Raw genomic sequence first — 17,387 nt, forward strand, 5'->3', positions numbered from 1 at the left:
CTACCTTCACCATGCCTCGCTGCAGCAAGGTCGGGCGTATATGTGGCGGTCGACACGGAAAGTGACAGTTGCAATGCAAAGCTCTCTGGACATGTCCAGAGTGCAGGCGTTCAATTGATTTTGAGGGTTCGCGAGGGCTTGTGCAGCAAGTCGCCAACGAACCAAGGTTGAACGCATCACTGGGGATGCTATGAACAACAGTCCATATCCCTCTGGACAATCGCCTGCGGAACGTGCGGCGAGTGCCTTCGATTCCTTAGTGCTTCCAACTCACGTGAACCTGGAACGTCTGGTCAGCGTGGTTGAAGGTTTACGACATCGCCCCATCCAGATCGAAGCTGCCGGGGCTCTGAATGGTGGGTCGGTTTGCGGCCTATGGCTGTCCACCGAGGACGTCGAGATTATCTTGCACGCAGTCAGTCCGTCTGGACTTCATCGGCAGCAGTTCGTCCTGCACGAACTCGGGCACATGGTCTTGAGGCACGACGAATTGGTCGTCCCTGCCGACTACATTGAAGTCCTGTTCCCGAACCTTCCCGTGGGACTTGTCTCACGCGTACTTGCTCGGAGCAGCTTCACTGATGACTTGGAAGCCGCCGCGGAATCGCTCGCGGATCTGTTCGCAGCCGCAATCAGGAACAGTGCACGGGAGCCAAGATCGTTCGAGAGGGTCTTCGGATGATTCAGATAGTTGCTGCGGTCTTGATTTGGCTCCTCGTCGTTTGCCTCCTGCCCGGAATCAGGAAACGACGCGATCACAGCGTGCTGACGGCCGCGATCACGATTTCAGTCGCACTGACGCTGAACATCGACCAGGTCTATCCAGGCATCGATGCGTACCTGGGTGGTCGCAACTTCGTTGACCTGCTGGCCAATATCTCTATGGTCGTCGGGATTTACTTTCTTTCGAGAGCGATCATCAGGGCGGCAACGCCCGACGGAAGGGTCGAGAAACGAGACGGTGCTGGCATGGTTCTCTTGGCCGTGGTGATCATGGGCCTTGCAGCCAGCTTCAGTGCCATCGTCACCCAGGGCAGTTCCACTCGTTTCATGGTGGATTACGGTGACCAGTGGTCTGCTGCCTTCTACTCATCCATCCAGTTCGTATACATCGGCTACGTGGTTAGCGTTACCGGTGTTACGTGTTTTCGATTTCGCGGCGACATGTTGAAGCCCTATTTCCGCACGGCATTTACGTTCATCGGGGTTGGCTGTAGCTTCGCGGTTCTCCTCGTATTGCTTGTACTGGTCATGGATGTTCTGCATTTGCAAGGACGCCTGGATGCTATGCGCGCGGTGTCGCCGATTTATGATGCGGCGATCGTTTCCGCCATGACCTTCCTGTGCGTAGGTCTCGCCATCCCGCCCGTGGCGCGTCGAGTTCTCCGCCATAGGGAATCCGTGACCGAGCAGGAGTTGGTTAGCGGCCTCACGAAAATCTGGGAAAAGACAACAAAGAAGCGGCAAGATGTTCGGCTCGTGCGAGACACCGAAACGATCAACCAACAGGACCGGGCTCAAAGGCTCCATCGAATGCTTGTTGAAGTACAGGACGCCCTCTTAGTCGAGCCCAGTTTGGGCAGCTCCTTGGACATCCATGACCTCAATGTCTTGAACGCTGCTGAGAACTATCTGGCGGGACCTTTCGTGCGCCGAGTTCCAGTTCGTAGACGGAAGCGGGAACAGGCGATATGACGGATGATGCCAGTTCCTATGAATCTCCTCAGACCAGATTGGCGCGAAAGCTCAACCTTCTTCTTGACCTTTATGAGGCCGAGGGATCGGAGGCATTGACGTACCCGCAGATCAATCAGCACATGAGTCAGCGCGGAACGCCACTTTCCCGCTCCCGCTGGGCCTACATGCGCAGCGGGGATAGCTCGCTGGCAAATGATCCTCTGCTGCTCCGTAATCTTGCCGAGTTCTTCGGCGTCGACCGTAACTACCTCTTGGATGATGCCGGGGAGATACCAGAGCTGGTAGACGCTCAGCTGGAGCTTCTTCGGACCCTGCGTGAGTCACGTGTGCGGAACTTCGCCGCTCGTCAGTTGCAGGGGATCTCTCCGGAAACCCTGGTGAGGCTCCGCCAAGTGATCGACGAACGCAAGACGGCCCAGGGGGTGGACGATGCCGATAGCAACCAGTCGTAGGGCTCTAGAGGTTGGAGTTCTTGCTGCATCCGGGGCTTTGCTTGCAGGCGCCGCCGGAGCAGCGTATTTCGCTCGTCAAGTCGTGGTGCCAAAATACAGCCGCCGTGAGGGTTTGGACGTTCGGGCAGTGCACACCAATGGTGACGGATCTCTTGAAATCGAACTTTCCGCAACGGAACAAACGAGAGCGCCGGGACGGTACAGCTTTTGGTTTGACCAAGGAAGAGGCCATGCATGTCTAGGGCCCGTCGTTGAATCGAACCCCGACCGGAACACAGTAACCCGGGCGGTGGAGCGCGTGGACTCTGGAGACCTCAAACTGGCCAGCACTGGGATTTGGAGTGGGTACGTTTACTCGAAACCTGAGCAACTTGGTGTGCAGCACGAAGACCTTGAGATCACAGTCGACAACGGCGTCGCCCCTGCGTGGAGGTTCGATCCGCCCGCCAGGGTCGAAGCATCCGGTGTCTGGGCCATCCACATCCACGGAATGGGTGGCAAAAGGGCTGGCACTCTTCGCGGCATACCGGTCGCAAGGCGCCTGGGACTGACGTCGCTGGTAGTCTCATTCCGCAACGACGGCGACGCCCCGCCGTCGTACGATGGCCGCTATAGCCTCGGCCAAGGCGAGTGGCGCGACGTCGAGGCCGCCATCAAGTACGCCATTTCCAATGGCGCTGAAAGCATCGTCCTTTTTGGATGGTCACTTGGCGCGGCCATCGCCCTTCAAGCAACGGCCCTATCGCAGAGTTCGTCACGAGTAGCCGGGATGGTTCTCGACGCGCCTGTCTTCGACTGGCGAACCACTCTGGCTGCGAATGCCAAGTCTGCAGGGCTGCCTCGGCCGCTCGTGCATTTGGGCTTCAGCATTCTTCGATCCAAGACCCTCCGATGGGTGACCGGCCTTGCTGAACCCATCTGTCTCGATTCTCTGGACTGGCTGACGCGAGCAACGGAACTGAAAAAGCCGATCCTCGTACTCCATGGAGAGAAGGACGATACAACACCCTTCGAAGCATCCAAGAAAGCTGCCAGTCTGAGGCCGGACTTAGTCAGATTGGTGGAGTTTGACGCTGAGGGCCACTCTCTGGAGTGGAATGTCGACCCCGCAAAGTGGGAGCGATCGGTCGAGGAGTGGTTCCATGGTCTCCAGTTGGCCGTCGCTAGTCCTGAGCAAGCGGCGGCACAGTCGTAGGAGGCATTTGCACTGAGTACTGGGCCGCCAGGTCGATGAGCTGGCACTCGACGCGCGAGGCGTGGGCGGTGTAACGCTCGTCAGCCAAAGCATGAACGTAACCGGCCGATTCAAGGACGAGAAGATGGTGCCGGACAGTTGCTCGAGAAGCTTGAAGTACTGAAGCCAAGACGCCAGGGGACGATGGCCCGCTTCTAATCAGGAAGCGGAGGATCTGGCTCCGTGTTCGGTTCATCAAGATGGATGTCGACATTCAAACCACGGCTCAGGATTGTGGAGGATGCTTGCTGTAGACGGGTCTACAGCTACAGGATACGCCTCATGTAGGTAGCGGAACAGATTCAATGCGCAGTTGATTGTCTAGCCACGGCGCTCGCGGAATACTGATGGCAACGCAGCAGCATTTCTAATCCAACGAAGCAGTCGAAAGGTGGAGCATGCCGGCAAAAGACGCTAGCCGCGACGGCGGGTTGTCGCCGCAGGCCGCCCTCGCCCGCCGACTCAACCTGCTGCTCGATGTCGTTGTGGCCGAGAGGGGTTCGCCCGTCACTTTCAGGGAGATTGAGGCCGGCCTCCGAGCTCGAGGAGTCCAGATCTCCAGAGCCAGATGGTTCTATATGAAGGACGGGACAGGGCGCCTGGTTAGTGACCCGGAGCTGCTCGCCGCTATCTGCGAGATGTTCGACGTAGATCCCTCCTATCTGCTGAACGGAGTCGAAGGCGATATTCCAGAACGCATCGACTCGCAGCTGGAGTTTGTGAAGTCTCTGAGGGCAGCCCGGGTGAAGACATTCGCCGCCAGGACGCTCGGAGACGTCTCGCCAGAAACGCTGCGCGCAATCTCCGAGTTTCTGAACAAGGACATCGACTTGCACCCGAATGGCGAGCGGGCCGCAGCTATTCCTCCAGGACATACCGAAGATGGGCGTCCAGTAACTCCTTGATGCGGGCAGGATTCGCTGAATAGCGAGGAGAGCGGCCATGGCGCCGTCCGGCTTCCACATCGACTTCAATGGCACCGACCTGTTCAAGTGCGATGAGGTGTTTTGCGACGCTCGGCTCGCCGGCGCTGACTGCTGCGACGATGTCCCCCCTGGACGCAGGACCATTTGCCGTTAGGAATCTCAGAATCTCATTGCGGGAGCGGTTCCCGAACGTCGCCACGGCGTCTTCAACGTCAGGCGACCAGGCGTCGTCGTGAGGCTGCGTGATCCGTGGCATGGCTCCATTCTTGCTGAACAACATGGAAAATGTAAGAACTGGAGTCTTGACGATACTTTAATTATCTTTGACAATAATTGTTAGAAGCTTTGAGTTCGTGGTCGCGTTGTTGATCCGGCCACATCGAACGCAGCCGCGGCGCGGCGGGCGTACAGAAAAGTAGCTATTTGAAGCGGTGAGGGCCATGAGCCTGAACAACGAGGCGGATCACGCCAAACAACTTCAGTCGCGGCCAGGGACCGTGGACATCTCCCTCCTAAGTCCACCGTCGCCGACTTTGTCCGTGTCTGTCGACCAAATAATGGGAGCGGTCGAAGGGGTCAGGCGCTACGTCGTCTCGCATTTGTCACACATTGGCCGTTCGTGCGATGTAGACGATGTGCTGCAGGACGTCCGCGTAGCTGTCTGGGATGGCGTTGCAAAGGGCCATTACCGCCAGCTCCCGGGAATCCCCTTTGAAGCCTGGGTTCAGGGCGTGGCATCGAACATCTGTGCGGCTCATGTCCGACGCGAGCTCAACCACAAGGCGTTGCCTTTGTTGCTCGATCCAACCGGCGAAGAGGTTTCTGGATCGTGGGGGCATTTGTCCGCACTTCTCATCGCCCAGGACAATCAGGAAACTCAGGCAGTCATCGACCACGAATGGGCGCTGATGGTGCTGCGGCTGACTCGGGAGGCTGTGTCCGATCCGACTTGGCGGATGGCGGTGGACAGTCTCTCCGCCCCGCGTCAGTATGCGCTTCCGACGCCGCAGGACCGTCGCCGCTGGAATGCCGTTACTGCGGTCCGGCAGACCGCAAAGACGGTCAGCCAAGCACTCGACGTGGCACCCGGAAGTGTTCGCGATATCGGTTGGCTGTGTCAGCGCGCGGTTGAGTGCCTTCCGAGTGCTCTACTGCGCGCCGTTGCCGAAGGCATTGTTCTTCCGGAGCTTCACGGGGCAGAACGCCAAGAGGCGATTGCTCGGATTGCGGCGGACCTCGGAGTCACTGATCGATACGTGGCTGTGCAGATAGGCACGGCGCGGCGGCTGTACCAGACGGCATGGCGCGTGGTGCGCCGGTCCGCCAATTTCGTTTGACTGTTGGCGGCCTTGCGCCGCCGATACCGTCAGCTGACTTTAGGGAGCGCGACCATGAGAACTCGCAGCGCTGGCACATCTCGCCGGCGCCTACGTCAGTGGATGCTCGGGCTGACCGTGCTCATGATCCCTGGATCGTTGGTTCTACTGCTCGCTTGGCCGCCGGCTGCGCCTGCCATCAAAGTTGCGCCAGCGACCGGATCTGCGGCTTCGGCTCCGGCACCGGCACCGAGTGCTTCTGCCACGATTCCAACAACCCCCACGAAAAAGACGCCGCAGGTAAGTCCGAAAGCGGTACCCGTCGCGCCGAAACCAACAGATTTCCGCGCCGTCGCTTCAGGGGCTGCGGAAGCCATTTACACATGGGACACGCGAACCTCGTCGTATTCCGAAGTCTACGGCCGGGTTCGCGATCTCTGGGTTCTTCTTCCAGATGGTTCCAATCCATGGGCCGTTCTGGTTCAAGAGTTCGAGGCCACAGGCGTCAATGCTGGATCCTTCGCGACGTTGTCCGGTGAAGGTGCCTTCCGCGAAGCGAAATCCGAGTCGATGATGTGCGACGGGCAGCTGATCAAGGTGCGTGAACGACCTGCTCCGTGGCAAGGGCTTCACGTCTGCACGGTGCGGCTTCGCGTCGACGACCACACATTGGCCAGTACCAACTCGTACTCTGTTCCGGTCAGTGTCATGGTGAACTGTCCTCCGGCGCCGACAGCACCTGCTGACCGTTGCGTGATGGTCGCGTTCTACGCGTCCTCCGACCGGATCGTGTACTGATGCCTCATCCCGGACTCGCCGTTGTTCTCGTGCGACGCCGCACCTCGTTCAGGTTAGTGGCAGCGTTGGCGGCAGTTGTGGCGCTTGCATTAGTTGTTGTTGCAAGTGCGGTGGCGGTTGTCTTGGTTGAGGATCGTCCGACGGCGGGAGTCGTCTGCATCTCCGGCGGTGGCTCGCGTGATGGACTGGTTGATGGTCCCGATGACTTGAACTTGGCCGCTGGCATCGGAGTCGCCGGGCTGGCACCGGCCCAGATGAACGTCGCCAAGGGTTACGTCTCGGCCGGTAAGGGGCTTGGCCTGCCCCGCGAGGCGCTGGTGATCGCCATCATGATGTCGCTACAGGAGTCGAGCCTGCGGATGCTGGCCAATAGCAATGTGCCCGAGTCTTTCAACTATCCGCACGATGGCGTTGGTAGCGACCACGATTCCGTGGGCTCGGCTCAGCAACGGCCGGCCGCGGGATGGGGGAGCGTCCAGGAGTTGATGGACATCACCTACAACGCCCGAGCCTTCTATGGAGGACCGTCGGGGCCGAATCATGGAAGCCCTCGTGGGTTGCTCGATGTCCCTGGGTGGGCCACGCTGAGCAAGGGGCAGGCTGCGCAGGCTGTGCAGGTCTCGGCGTTCCCTGAACTATACGCCCGGTGGGAACCACAAGCGTCGGCTATTGTGGATGCTCTTGATGGGATCGTGCCGACTCCAGTATGTAAGGACGCCCCGGCTGCCGGCCCAGACGTTGTCCAAGCTGAAAGCCTGAGTCAGACCCGTCAGGACATTCTTCGCTTCACAAAGATGGGTGTGGGAGGGGCTTACGTCTGGGGTGGCACGGCGTTCAGAGCTTGGGATTGTTCGGGCTTTGTGCAATGGATCTACAGGCAGGTCGGAATTGAGCTGCCTCGAGTCGAGCAGTGGCGAGTCGGCCAGATGACGGATAGCCCTCAAATTGGCGACCTGGTAGTTCAGAACCCTCAAGGGCCCTACAACTGGGGACACGTCGGGATTTACGCAGGCAACGGAATGATGTACAGCGCCCTCAATCCGTCTGTAGGGACGTTGCTGCACCCAATCGACTGGAATCCAGGTACGGCCTACTTTGATCTGACTTAGCGGATACGGTGTGTTGCCATACTTCTCACGAAGTTGCTGCCTATGGTGCTCCGAGTTCCCAGCCAGACGGGCCCGCAAAGACAATGAGTCTCCGTCTTGTTATCACATCAAATATGCGCTTGCCGAGTGGCGTCGCGAAAAAGCTGTGGCCGTGCGCGATAGTGGAACAAACAACTATATCGGGGAGATCATTGTTGAGGTCGGGTAGCGACATTGCCACTAAAATCATGTCGGCCGTTGAGGTCTTGGAGCCGACAGATAAGGAAGCGATTCGGAAGGTGGTCATGGGCGTTGCCCAGGCCCCCTCGGTTGAAGCGGCAGACACATTTCGTGGGTGGCTTGAGAAAATCAGTGTCCAGGGTGTGCGAGCCTTCGGTCAACAGGAGATCTTTGAGTTATCTCGGGGACTCACAATAATCTATGCCCAGAATGGCTCGGGAAAGACCAGCCTCGTCGACGCCATCGAACTGCTTTCAACTGGGCGGACAACCCGGGCGGCGCAATATCCTCAGTTAGAGTCAGAAATGAGGGACGACCTTCACGTTCAGCATGCAACTCTAGATGGTGAACCATGCGCACCAGACGCCAAAGTCAGCGCCGTCTGGAGAATTGCGAGAGGAACGGCGACGATCAACTCGGAGTGGTCGCGAACTTGGGGCAAAGCCGCGGAAAACGCGCCGCCCGTGCACCTGATTGCCCGCAGGAGGCTTCGCGAAGTTATTGCTCTCAAGGGCCCGGACCGAGCATCTCGATTGGGAGATGCCCTTGGGCTTAGCGCAATTATAGAGGAGTGGACAATTGCCCAGAATCGGCTCAGCGATGAGGCTAAGAGGCTTGAGCTAGCACCGGTACTGCCACAAGAGTTCGAACACGATGTAGTTCGTCTGATGGCGGCAACACCTGGCGACGCATCGGAATCGTTTCTTGAGGCTCTCATAGTGCAAGATGCCCAATCGGTGCTCGACTCGGAGCCGGACGGCAACGCTCCAGCGGAAGGTCCTTGGGACGTGACTCTGGGCCGGACGGTGTCACCGCTTCCGAAGGTTCCCCCAACCTTCGCTTTGGAAGAAATAATCAAAAGCTCTGAGGACTTGGTGGAGCCGCCTCCCCAGGCCACTAGGGCCGTCATCGGTACCCAATTAGTGGACCTGTTCCAAGCATTTCTTGCCACCGCAGAGCCGAACAAGTTGTGCCCTGCTTGTGAGGACGGAACGGTCAGCTCAGAACGGCTAAGCCACCTTGAAAGCCTGCTGCACGATGTAACTGAACTCCGGCGATACCAAGCTGCTCAAAAAGCCGTTCATTCGAGGGCAACGGCCCTGCTGGATGCGTTACCAATCGAAGGTTTGCGCTGGTCCATCCCTCTAGTCTCACCTCAGATGTTGGATGAGCCTGCCGCTTCCGAGAAAGGTGTCGGTGACGGTCGAAAATTGAGCCATTGTGACGGTTGAAAACTGAGCCACTCGTTCCAAACGATTGGGTGGGTGATCACTGTGGAGGACTGGGCGCTTATTCGGCGGTTGCATCTTGCCGAGGGTGAGTCGATGAGATCGATAGCCGCAAGGCTGGGTATCTCGAGGAATACGGTGGCCAAGGCCGTCAGCGCCGAAGGGCCGCCGGTGTATGTGCGCGCGCCGCAGGATTCCGGGCTCAAGGCAGTCGAGCCGGCTATCCGGGCGTTGTTGAAAGAGAATCCGCGGATGCCGGCCACGGTAGTGGCGGAGCGGGTGGGCTGGACCGGGTCACCGGCCTGGTTCAGGGAAAATGTGGCCAGGATCCGGCCGGAGTATGCACCACCGGATCCCGCGGATCGGATCAGTTACGAGCCGGGCGAGCAGGCCCAGTGCGACTTGTGGTTCCCGGAGGCGCGGATCCCGGTCGGGTCCGGGAAGCCGAAAGTCCTGCCGGTGCTGGTGATGGTGTCTTCGTATTCGCGGTTCATCATGGCGCGGATGATTCCCTCCCGCACGACCGGGGATCTGCTCGCGGGCATGTGGGAACTCCTTGGTGGGTTGGGCGCTGTTCCGCGGCGGCTGATCTGGGATAACGAGACAGGCATCGGTCGCCGGAACAGCTTCGCGGCCGGGGTCGCGGCGTTCGCCGGAGTCCTCGCGACGAAGATCGTGCAGGTCAAGCCCTACGACCCGGAATCCAAGGGAGTGGTGGAACGGGCCAACGGGTTCCTCGAAACATCATTCCTGCCAGGTCGGTCCTTCGCCTCGCCCGAGGACTTCAACGCCCAGCTCGGCCAGTGGCTGCCTAAAGCCAACGCCCGGCTGGTCCGACGGACCGGGGCCCGGCCCACGGACCTGCTCGCTGCGGACAAGGCGGCGATGTTGGCCCTGCCTCCGGTCCCGCCAGTGACCGGGTTCGCTGCCCGGATCAGACTCCCACGGGATTACTACGTCCGGGTGGTATCGAATGACTACTCCGTCCACCCTCAGGCCACCGGCAGGTTCGTCGAGATCACCGCCGACCTGGACACGATCCGCATCCGCCTGGACGGCAGAACCGTAGGTGATCACGCCCGGTCCTGGGGCACCGGCTTGACGATCACCGACCCGGACCACGTCGACGCCGCCCGGACCCTGCGCAAGGCCTTCCAAAACCCCGCACCCGCTCCGGACACAGCAGAGCTGCGAGACCTTGCTGACTACGACCGCGCGTTCGGGATCGACCTTGATGACGGGCAGGTCGCGTGATGCCTGCGACCAAGGAAACAGTCGGCCAGATCGAGTACTACTCTCGGGCCATGAAAGCACCCCGGATCCGGGAAGCCGCCACCCGTCTCGCTGAGCAGGCACGAGAGGCCGGCTGGACCCATGAGGAATACCTCGCCGCGGTCCTTTCCCGGGAAGTCGCCGCCCGCGAAGCCTCCGGCGCCGAAGCCCGTACCAGGGCCGCCGGGTTCCCGGCCCGCAAATCGTTGGAGGACTTCAGTTTCGACCACCAGCCCGGCCTTAAACGCGACACCATCGCCCATCTGGCCACCGGGGCGTTCCTGACCGAGGCCTCCAACATCGTCCTGCTCGGCCCGCCCGGCACCGGCAAAACCCACCTCGCGACCGGGCTGGGACTACGCGCCGCGCAACTGGGCCACCGGGTCTTGTTCGCTACCGCTATCGACTGGGTCGCCCGGCTCCAAACCGCGCACCAGAATGGGAGGTTGCCGCAGGAACTCGTCCGGCTGCGTCGTTACGGGCTGATCATCGTGGACGAGGTCGGTTACATCCCGTTCGAACAAGACGCCGCGAACCTGTTCTTCCAACTCGTTTCCTCACGCTACGAACACGCATCTCTGATCCTGACCTCGAACCTGCCCTTCGCCCGCTGGGGTGATGTATTCGGAGACCAGGTCGTGGCCTCGGCCATGATCGACAGAATCGTTCACCACGCCGAGGTCATCACCCTCAAAGGCTCCAGTTACCGGCTCAAACACACACAAACGGACTCACTGCCCTCGACAAGACCGGAAAATACGGGAGAATAACCACGTCAACGTGGCTCAGTTTTCAACCCACGAAACGGCTCACTTTTCGACCAGCGCTGACAAAAGGTCGCGCATTTCAGTCTTCCTACATCGAACTTTATGAGAGGTCCATTCGTTGGAGCGCCGCGGCCCAAAGTCTGGTGGAAGGAAAAGCCAAAGCCAAGAGCTCTTTGATGGTCGAAGATATGCGTTCGTTACTCAGATCGTTGAATGATTTGGGGGAGTGGCGGCAAACGCTCGAAGCTTTGGCGATGCGCTGCGAGGAGTTACGAGTCGAAGCTCGGCAGGAGCTTGTGGCGTCATCGGAACGGTCGCCCGCCCTAGAAGCTAAATGGCGCATCCTAAACGCCCAACGGATAGCTCAGAAAGTCGTGGAAACTAGGCGGTCGAAGGCACATGCGGCTGCCTACAAAGCCGCCGCAGCGGCCCTCAAAACGCATCTGGACAAAACAATCGGCGATCGGTGCAGCCTGCTGGCCAAACCTATCAACGAGTGGATGGTCCGTCTCGCACCGGACGGAACGCCCGGAGTTCGTGTATCAACGAGAGCTACCTCTGGCCGAACCGCCTTGGACTTGTTTGTATCCGGAACTGGGAAGGTGAAGGCCATTGGACGGCTTTCCGACTCGCAACTGGACATGCTCGGTTTGGCGGCTCATCTGGCAACCCTAGAGCGCGAATCACCAGGCCAGCCGGTCGTTATCGATGATCCTACCGACATGTTGGATCACTTAACCCGCGACAAACTGGCTGGAGATGGAATCGCTCGACTGCTCTCGAATGACGCTGGTAACGGAAGGCAGGTTGTTGTACTGACTCACGATGATCAGTTTGTTCGCGAGCTCTGGCGCCACCATGGCCACCGCTGGCCAACAACTTCGCAATTGGTTATCGAAGTGAATAACAGTGTCGTCCCACCCCAAGCTGTTGTAGTACCCCGATCAGCCCGTCAGTATCTCGAACGCGTCGAGACTCTGTTGTCGCAGCACCCAGACGAGGGAAACAGGCTATGGCTGCGAAGCGCAGCGGGCAACCAACTTCGGCAGGCGCTCGAGATGATTGTCAAAGACATCCATCTCGTCCTTGGACCGCTAGGTCTGGGGTACATGGCGGCTCACGACGTCATAGACAAGAGGGGCGCCGGTGCCGCATTTGACGACGTGGCCAGAGTAGTAAGAGAAATCGAGCAAATCCACAGTGAGTGCGGCTCGCCGCGGCATCGTAGTGCCCAACAGCCAATGGCTCGGTTGCTTGATTCAATCGATCGAAGGAAAGAGTATTTACTGGACGAAGCCAGCCACGCGGACTTCGTCTATCCCAGCGTGGTGCAGATTAAGGACTACGCATCTCAGCTCCGTCGATTGGCCCACTTCTTGGAGCCGAACGCTGTAAGCCACACTGACGAATGGACAGCATCGTGTCGCTGGGCGAAGGAGTTTCAGACCTGCCCGGAGTGTTCGCTGATAAGCGCGGACGTTGCTGCGTAGGTCGATTCTCACCGTGCTGTCGGCTGAAGACCTGAGCGAGCCGCATCAGCCGGGCTAGCCGTTCTTGGGGGAACTGTACATTCATCGACCTTGTCTCTGGGGTCCCCCAGAACGGTGTTTGTCGCCACGTCATGTCGTTCCATCCCTCAACATCCATGAAGTCGTGAGCCCAATCAGCTCATTCCATTGGACGACGACCGGATGGAGCACCAGATGTTTCTGGCAGCGGTGGATCCTGGGATCACACCAAACGCGAATTTCCCCTTTCTTGAGTCGTTGAAGCAGATCGGCGGGGGCATCCTCGTCGGAGCCTTCATCGTCATCGCCATCGTGGCGATCATTGGAGCGGCAATGCTCCTGGCCGGCAAGCTGAGCCAATCATCGCGGCTCGCGTCCGGCGGAGGAGTGATCCTGCTCTGGACAGGCCCGGTCGCCGCGATCCTCGGCGGCATCAACGGCTACATCCTCTGGTCGCAGACGGCGTTCCCGCTCGGCTTCTGAGACACCATGCCTGTCGATTGCGACCTCAACGGCTGGTGGCCGCCCGGATGCGGTTTGGTCTCCCAAGCCAACGACGGCGTCCAAGGCTCCATCACGTCCATCTTCGCGAACGTCCTGCAGAACATCGCGTCGTGGATGTGGGGCTTCATCACCGGCGCCTTCACTGTTTCGGAGGTCGACGATTCCCAGTGGACAGCGATCGGCGGACTGACTAACTGGTGGGTCATCGTGATGCTGACGCCGCTCGTCGTTGTGATGATCCTGCAGCTCCTGTCCGGCCTGATCAGCCAGCAACCACGCCGTCTGCTGAGAGCACTCATTGGGGGAGCCGCGGCAGTTCCGCTCGTGGCTGCGGCCGTCTATGTGGTTCGGCAGCTCACCCGGGTCAGCGACGAGGCCGCCGCGGCTTTGCTGGAATCCATCGGAACCGATCCATACCTCGTGTTTATGCGACTCTTCGGATTCGAACGAGCCCCAGCGGGCTCCGACCGCGAATGGAACGTCGTTTCCCTGGCGCCCGGAAATCAGGGCGGAGCCGTCGGCGGGGCAATCGTCACGGTGATGGCCGTCGTCGTGGTTTGGATTCTGGCGTTCATCCTCATGTGCTCCATGATCTTCAGGACGTTCGCCCTGGCCGTCCTCGCCGCGGTAGCTCCGGTCGCCCTCATGATGCTGCCATGGGAGAAGTCGAAGGCCTGGGCCCGACGGTGGTGCGAAATCGTCGTCGCGCTTCTACTGGCGAAACCATTAGCGGCCACGGTGCTTGCAACAGCCATCAAACTGTTCGCTGATTCGACGTCGTTCGCTGGACTAGCGGCCGGGACGGTCGGCATGGTCCTCGCCTGTGGTGCGCCCCTCATGGCGTTGCGCTTGGTCAGCTTCGCCGGCGGGGAACTTGCCGCCGCGGCACAGACCGCCGGTGGCGGGCACGTTCTGACCAGAAGCTCTAGCGTCGCCAATCGCCAGATCAGCCGGCAGCTTGGTGGCCGCCTCACTATCGCCTCCATGATGGCCCGGTCCTCGATTGCCCGACCTATTCCGTCGAGCCGCAGGGACATGCCCACCCGAGTGCTGCCGCCTTCGGTTCCGTTGCCGCGCAGTTTGACGAGTACGACGCCGGTACACCACTCAGGCGGCGAAGTTGCGTTCCGTGGTGGGCTGGCTCCCCACGGAGAACCTGATGCACACGCATCAGTTGTTGATGGACAGGTCGTCGATTCCCGTGGTCGGGCGACGGCTTCCAGCCAATCCCGGCCCGGTCCGGTTCCGCACGGTAACAGTACAAACGGGTCCCAAAGTCGTGCCCCCCGTGTTCCCGAAGTGAGAAGCCCGAGCAGCGCTTTGCCCGCGTCCGAACTGCCGCCGATCAAGCGCCAGAACACCTACAGACCACTACCACCGGACAAGACCAATGAGTGATGATTCGCGGGCCCTGGAGCCCGTCAAGTTCCCCAGGTACGAACGCCGCGGAATCTTCATGGGGCTGAAGTGGTACCAGCTTTCGCTGGTGGCAGCTGGCGTCCTTTCGGCAATCATTGCTTCCGCTGCTGGCGGTCCTGTTGGCCTCATGGCGACAGTTCCCGTGTGGCTGCCGCTGGTGCTTTTCGGATTGCTTCAGTACTCCCGCATTCCATATCCAATTTGGGGCACCCTCATTGCGCTGTTTTTCGTGCGGAGCGTTCTGGGGCAGACTCAGTACCTTATTCGACCCGAGCGGCCTGTGAAGGCTGGGCAGCTTGCCCTGCCGGGCGGACTGGGAAACCTCAAGCTTCAGCCGGTGGGCCGGGGCGAGTGCGTCATCGTTGACCCTCAAGCCAAGGAAGCAACGGCGGTATTGCGTTGCAGCACCAGGTCTTTCGCGTTGCTTGATGACGATGACAAGGCGTGGGCTGCACAGGCATGGTCGAGAGTGCAAGCCGGGCTGGCGCAGCGGTCGGACATAGCGCGCATGGCCGTTCAGGATTACACCGTTCCGTACCCGTCGTCTGCGCTCCAGGACTTCTACGACCGAACGGTTCCCTCGGCGAACGGCGAGCGCAACCGTGGTTCGTGGGGTCACGCCGCCTATCAAGACCTGATCTCTGCGGCAGGGGCCGCCATGAGCCATGACGTTCTCTTGTCTCTCGTCGTTGATACATCCAAATCTCGTCGCCGGATCAAAGAGTCAGGTGGTGGGAAGAACGGTCTTGAACGGGTGCTGAGACTGGAGGTTGGCGCAATCACGACAGCTCTGGCGACCCACGGCGTCAACGTCGAAGAGTGGCTGTCGGAGCGACGGCTACTCGAAGTCTTCCGAGGCTCCTTTGACCCGGAAGCTATTGCTGAGCGCGCTGGCATGCCCGAAGGCAAAGCACTAGACGAGGCTTCTTCGACACCACGAGCGAGTTCTGGGCCCATGGCCATCGAAGAGCACTGGACCTATCTCCGAACCGATTCGGGATTCCATCAAACGTTCTGGGTGGCAGAGTGGCCCAGGCAGAAGGTGTATCCCGGGTTCCTTCATCCTCTGATCTACGTTGGCGACTTCCGGCACACCGTCACGCAGGTGATTCGCGCAGTTCCGACGCTGGAGGCGTTGAGGGACATTCGATCAGCGCAAGAGGCTCATGAAACCCGTCGGCGGATCAATGCGCGCTTTGACAGGCCGACGACACGCGAGCAGCGCGCCGAGGAGGAGGAAGTGTCCCAACGTGAAGAAGAGATTGTCGCTGGTCATGGGGATGTCCGGCCGACGGCGTTCGTTACGATCACTGCTTCATCATTGGAAGACCTTGCCCGGCACCGTCATGAGTTGGAGTCCGCGGCTGCAGGTGCCTTCGTAGAACTGCGGCTGCTGGCGGGACAGCAGTGGGCGGCTTTCATTGCCGGCGGACTTCCTTTGGGACGGGGACTCCAATGAGTCTCACCAAGCAAGAGGTGACGTATACGCCGTCGGGCACTCGCAGGGAGCAGCGCCAGAGGCGGGGCAAACGCAGTGGCGAGGCCCTGCTGAAGAGAAGACTGTTCCAACGACCCGATGAGGGAGCCGAGAGTCATGCGGACCGCGAGCGCCTGGTCGGCGATTGGGGGAGCAGGGAACCGCAGTCACTATGGGGTCCGCATAGACTGCGGCCAGCACCTCACCGTGCCTCAACGATGACCTTCGCGGCGGCCTATCCCTTCATCACGGAGTCAGGACTTGGCCACGAAGGAACTTACATAGGAACTGACGTCTTTGGCTCGGGAGCCTTTTCCTACGATCCGTGGATCCTGTACGACAAAGGAATCATCAGCGGTCCTTCGATCGTCGTGATTGGAACGGTAGGGACGGGCAAGTCCATGTGTGGGAAGTCGCTGGTTGCCCGCTCCATAACGTTGGGACGGAAAGCGGCTGTTGCGTCTGATCCCAAGGGCGAATGGGTTGCCGTGGCCAAGGCTGTGGGCGGCAAGGTCATTTCCGTTGGTCCGGGTCGCACGGCTCGCGTGAATCCTCTGGACGCAGGTTCTCGGCCCACTTCACTTTCGGACACTCAGTGGAAGGCTGTCGTCCGGCAGCGGCGTCGGCAACTGCTGGTGGCTTTGGTGTCGCTCATGCGTCAGGGAACACCGTTGCATCCTGTTGAGCACACGGCTCTCGACATGGCTCTCATGGAAACTACCGCCGAAAACTCTACGCCGACCCTTCCTATGGTGCTGGATCACCTCTTGAGCCCTTCCGCAGAAACGTTCGCCCTTGTCGGCAAAGACGGCGGAGCGGCAGTCAGTCACTCGCTGCGGCGCACTGTCTCTGGCGATTTGGAAGGCATGTTCGATGCGCCGTCCACAGTGGCTTTCGACGCCGATGCCCCAATGATGGTCATGGATACGTCCGCACTTATCGGCGCGTCCGAGCAGGCGTTGTCCCTCGCCGCTGCCTGCAGTGCCACGTGGCTGGAGGCGGCAGTGACAAACCCCGACGGCGGCAAGCGGCTTGTGGTGTACGACGAAGGTTGGCGGATGCTCGCCGATCCGTACATGTTGGCCAAGATGAGCGAGCAATGGCGCCTCGCGAGAACCTACGGGATTGCCAACCTCCTGATCATGCATAAAGTGGCTGACCTTAATGAGATCGGCGATAGCACCAGTGGCCATCGTCAGAAGGCCCTGGGGCTGCTGACAGAGGCGGACACCCGCATCATCTATCGCCAAAAGCATGACGCCATGCGGCTGACCAAGGACGCCCTTGGTCTCACCGAAGCTGAATGCGAGCACGTCGAGAACCTTCCCAAGGGCGTCGGGCTCTGGAAGGTCGGGAACCGATCCTTCATCGTCGCTAATCGTGTGACCACAGACGAGTTGGAAGTCTTCGGTACTGATGACCGGATGCACCTGTGAGGGCGCGGCCGGGAAGCAGCAGT

Annotated in this window: 17 protein-coding genes; 16 read left to right on the top strand and 1 reads right to left on the bottom strand. The window is 60.0% G+C overall.

The annotated features are described in order from the left end of the window. Positions 1-259 precede the first annotated feature (259 nt). The 5 genes from LDN75_RS09280 (at position 260) to LDN75_RS09305 (ending at position 4,289) form a co-directional block, all read left to right on the top strand. On the top strand, positions 260-682 hold the full coding sequence (locus LDN75_RS09280; RefSeq protein ID WP_223937005.1) for a hypothetical protein: 423 nt from the start codon (positions 260-262) through the stop codon (positions 680-682). After that, positions 679-1,695, top strand: a complete 1,017-nt coding sequence (locus LDN75_RS09285) for an MAB_1171c family putative transporter (protein ID WP_223937006.1) — start codon at positions 679-681, stop codon at positions 1,693-1,695. Before LDN75_RS09280 ends, LDN75_RS09285 begins: the two co-directional genes overlap by 4 nt. Next, positions 1,692-2,150, top strand: coding sequence for a hypothetical protein (locus tag LDN75_RS09290; protein ID WP_223937007.1), 459 nt, complete (start codon positions 1,692-1,694; stop codon positions 2,148-2,150). The genes LDN75_RS09285 and LDN75_RS09290 overlap by 4 nt, the downstream gene beginning before the upstream one ends. Positions 2,151-2,526: 376 nt before the next feature. Then, complete coding sequence (locus tag LDN75_RS09295; protein ID WP_223937008.1) at positions 2,527-3,345, top strand: alpha/beta fold hydrolase; 819 nt, start codon at positions 2,527-2,529, stop codon at positions 3,343-3,345. Positions 3,346-3,782: 437 nt separating this feature from the next. After that, a complete protein-coding gene (locus tag LDN75_RS09305) occupies positions 3,783-4,289 on the top strand; it encodes a hypothetical protein (protein ID WP_223937010.1) in 507 nt (168 codons plus the stop codon). Here LDN75_RS09305 and LDN75_RS09310 read toward each other — a convergent pair. Further along, the gene (locus LDN75_RS09310; protein WP_091466822.1) at positions 4,243-4,566 is read right to left on the bottom strand and encodes a helix-turn-helix transcriptional regulator; all 324 of its coding nucleotides are present in this window, start codon (positions 4,564-4,566) and stop codon (positions 4,243-4,245) included. The genes LDN75_RS09305 and LDN75_RS09310 overlap by 47 nt on opposite strands. Positions 4,567-4,750: 184 nt before the next feature. On the opposite strand from LDN75_RS09310, the gene LDN75_RS09315 reads away from it, so the two are divergent. The 11 genes from LDN75_RS09315 (at position 4,751) to LDN75_RS09365 (ending at position 17,364) form a co-directional block, all read left to right on the top strand. Then, complete coding sequence (locus LDN75_RS09315; RefSeq protein ID WP_223937011.1) at positions 4,751-5,647, top strand: sigma factor; 897 nt, start codon at positions 4,751-4,753, stop codon at positions 5,645-5,647. A gap of 54 nt (positions 5,648-5,701) precedes the next feature. Beyond that, on the top strand, positions 5,702-6,424 hold the full coding sequence (locus LDN75_RS09320; protein ID WP_223937012.1) for a hypothetical protein: 723 nt from the start codon (positions 5,702-5,704) through the stop codon (positions 6,422-6,424). A gap of 77 nt (positions 6,425-6,501) precedes the next feature. Next, complete coding sequence (locus LDN75_RS09325) at positions 6,502-7,533, top strand: C40 family peptidase (protein ID WP_223937013.1); 1,032 nt, start codon at positions 6,502-6,504, stop codon at positions 7,531-7,533. A gap of 161 nt (positions 7,534-7,694) precedes the next feature. After that, positions 7,695-8,984, top strand: coding sequence for an AAA family ATPase (locus LDN75_RS09330; protein ID WP_223937014.1), 1,290 nt, complete (start codon positions 7,695-7,697; stop codon positions 8,982-8,984). A gap of 33 nt (positions 8,985-9,017) precedes the next feature. Beyond that, positions 9,018-10,235, top strand: coding sequence for an IS21 family transposase (gene istA, locus LDN75_RS09335; protein WP_223937015.1), 1,218 nt, complete (start codon positions 9,018-9,020; stop codon positions 10,233-10,235). After that, positions 10,235-11,023, top strand: coding sequence for an IS21-like element helper ATPase IstB (istB, locus tag LDN75_RS09340; protein WP_223937016.1), 789 nt, complete (start codon positions 10,235-10,237; stop codon positions 11,021-11,023). Before istA ends, istB begins: the two co-directional genes overlap by 1 nt. A 173-nt stretch (positions 11,024-11,196) precedes the next feature. Beyond that, on the top strand, positions 11,197-12,510 hold the full coding sequence (locus LDN75_RS09345; protein WP_223937017.1) for a hypothetical protein: 1,314 nt from the start codon (positions 11,197-11,199) through the stop codon (positions 12,508-12,510). 213 nt (positions 12,511-12,723) lie between these two features. Then, a complete protein-coding gene (locus LDN75_RS09350; RefSeq protein ID WP_157372120.1) occupies positions 12,724-13,011 on the top strand; it encodes a hypothetical protein in 288 nt (95 codons plus the stop codon). A 6-nt stretch (positions 13,012-13,017) separates the two neighbouring features. Further along, positions 13,018-14,430, top strand: a complete 1,413-nt coding sequence (locus tag LDN75_RS09355) for a type IV secretion system protein (protein WP_223937018.1) — start codon at positions 13,018-13,020, stop codon at positions 14,428-14,430. Further along, positions 14,423-15,910, top strand: a complete 1,488-nt coding sequence (locus tag LDN75_RS09360) for an SCO6880 family protein (protein ID WP_223937019.1) — start codon at positions 14,423-14,425, stop codon at positions 15,908-15,910. Before LDN75_RS09355 ends, LDN75_RS09360 begins: the two co-directional genes overlap by 8 nt. Beyond that, entirely contained in the window at positions 15,907-17,364 is a 1,458-nt protein-coding gene (locus LDN75_RS09365) for an ATP-binding protein (RefSeq protein WP_223937020.1), read from the top strand. Before LDN75_RS09360 ends, LDN75_RS09365 begins: the two co-directional genes overlap by 4 nt. The last annotated feature ends 23 nt before the right edge of the window (positions 17,365-17,387 follow it).

This window comes from Arthrobacter sp. StoSoilB5 (assembly GCF_019977235.1).
Classification (GTDB): domain Bacteria; phylum Actinomycetota; class Actinomycetes; order Actinomycetales; family Micrococcaceae; genus Arthrobacter.

Coding starts and splice junctions, on each gene's coding strand:
- LDN75_RS09350 (WP_157372120.1), top strand. CDS start 12,724: ATGTTTCTGGCAGCGGTGGATCCTGGGATCACACCAAACGCGAATTTC.
- LDN75_RS09305 (WP_223937010.1), top strand. CDS start 3,783: ATGCCGGCAAAAGACGCTAGCCGCGACGGCGGGTTGTCGCCGCAGGCC.
- LDN75_RS09365 (WP_223937020.1), top strand. CDS start 15,907: ATGAGTCTCACCAAGCAAGAGGTGACGTATACGCCGTCGGGCACTCGC.
- LDN75_RS09310 (WP_091466822.1), bottom strand. CDS start 4,566: ATGCCACGGATCACGCAGCCTCACGACGACGCCTGGTCGCCTGACGTT.
- LDN75_RS09320 (WP_223937012.1), top strand. CDS start 5,702: ATGAGAACTCGCAGCGCTGGCACATCTCGCCGGCGCCTACGTCAGTGG.
- LDN75_RS09360 (WP_223937019.1), top strand. CDS start 14,423: ATGAGTGATGATTCGCGGGCCCTGGAGCCCGTCAAGTTCCCCAGGTAC.
- LDN75_RS09315 (WP_223937011.1), top strand. CDS start 4,751: ATGAGCCTGAACAACGAGGCGGATCACGCCAAACAACTTCAGTCGCGG.
- LDN75_RS09355 (WP_223937018.1), top strand. CDS start 13,018: ATGCCTGTCGATTGCGACCTCAACGGCTGGTGGCCGCCCGGATGCGGT.
- LDN75_RS09285 (WP_223937006.1), top strand. CDS start 679: ATGATTCAGATAGTTGCTGCGGTCTTGATTTGGCTCCTCGTCGTTTGC.
- LDN75_RS09290 (WP_223937007.1), top strand. CDS start 1,692: ATGACGGATGATGCCAGTTCCTATGAATCTCCTCAGACCAGATTGGCG.
- LDN75_RS09345 (WP_223937017.1), top strand. CDS start 11,197: ATGGTCGAAGATATGCGTTCGTTACTCAGATCGTTGAATGATTTGGGG.
- istB (WP_223937016.1), top strand. CDS start 10,235: ATGCCTGCGACCAAGGAAACAGTCGGCCAGATCGAGTACTACTCTCGG.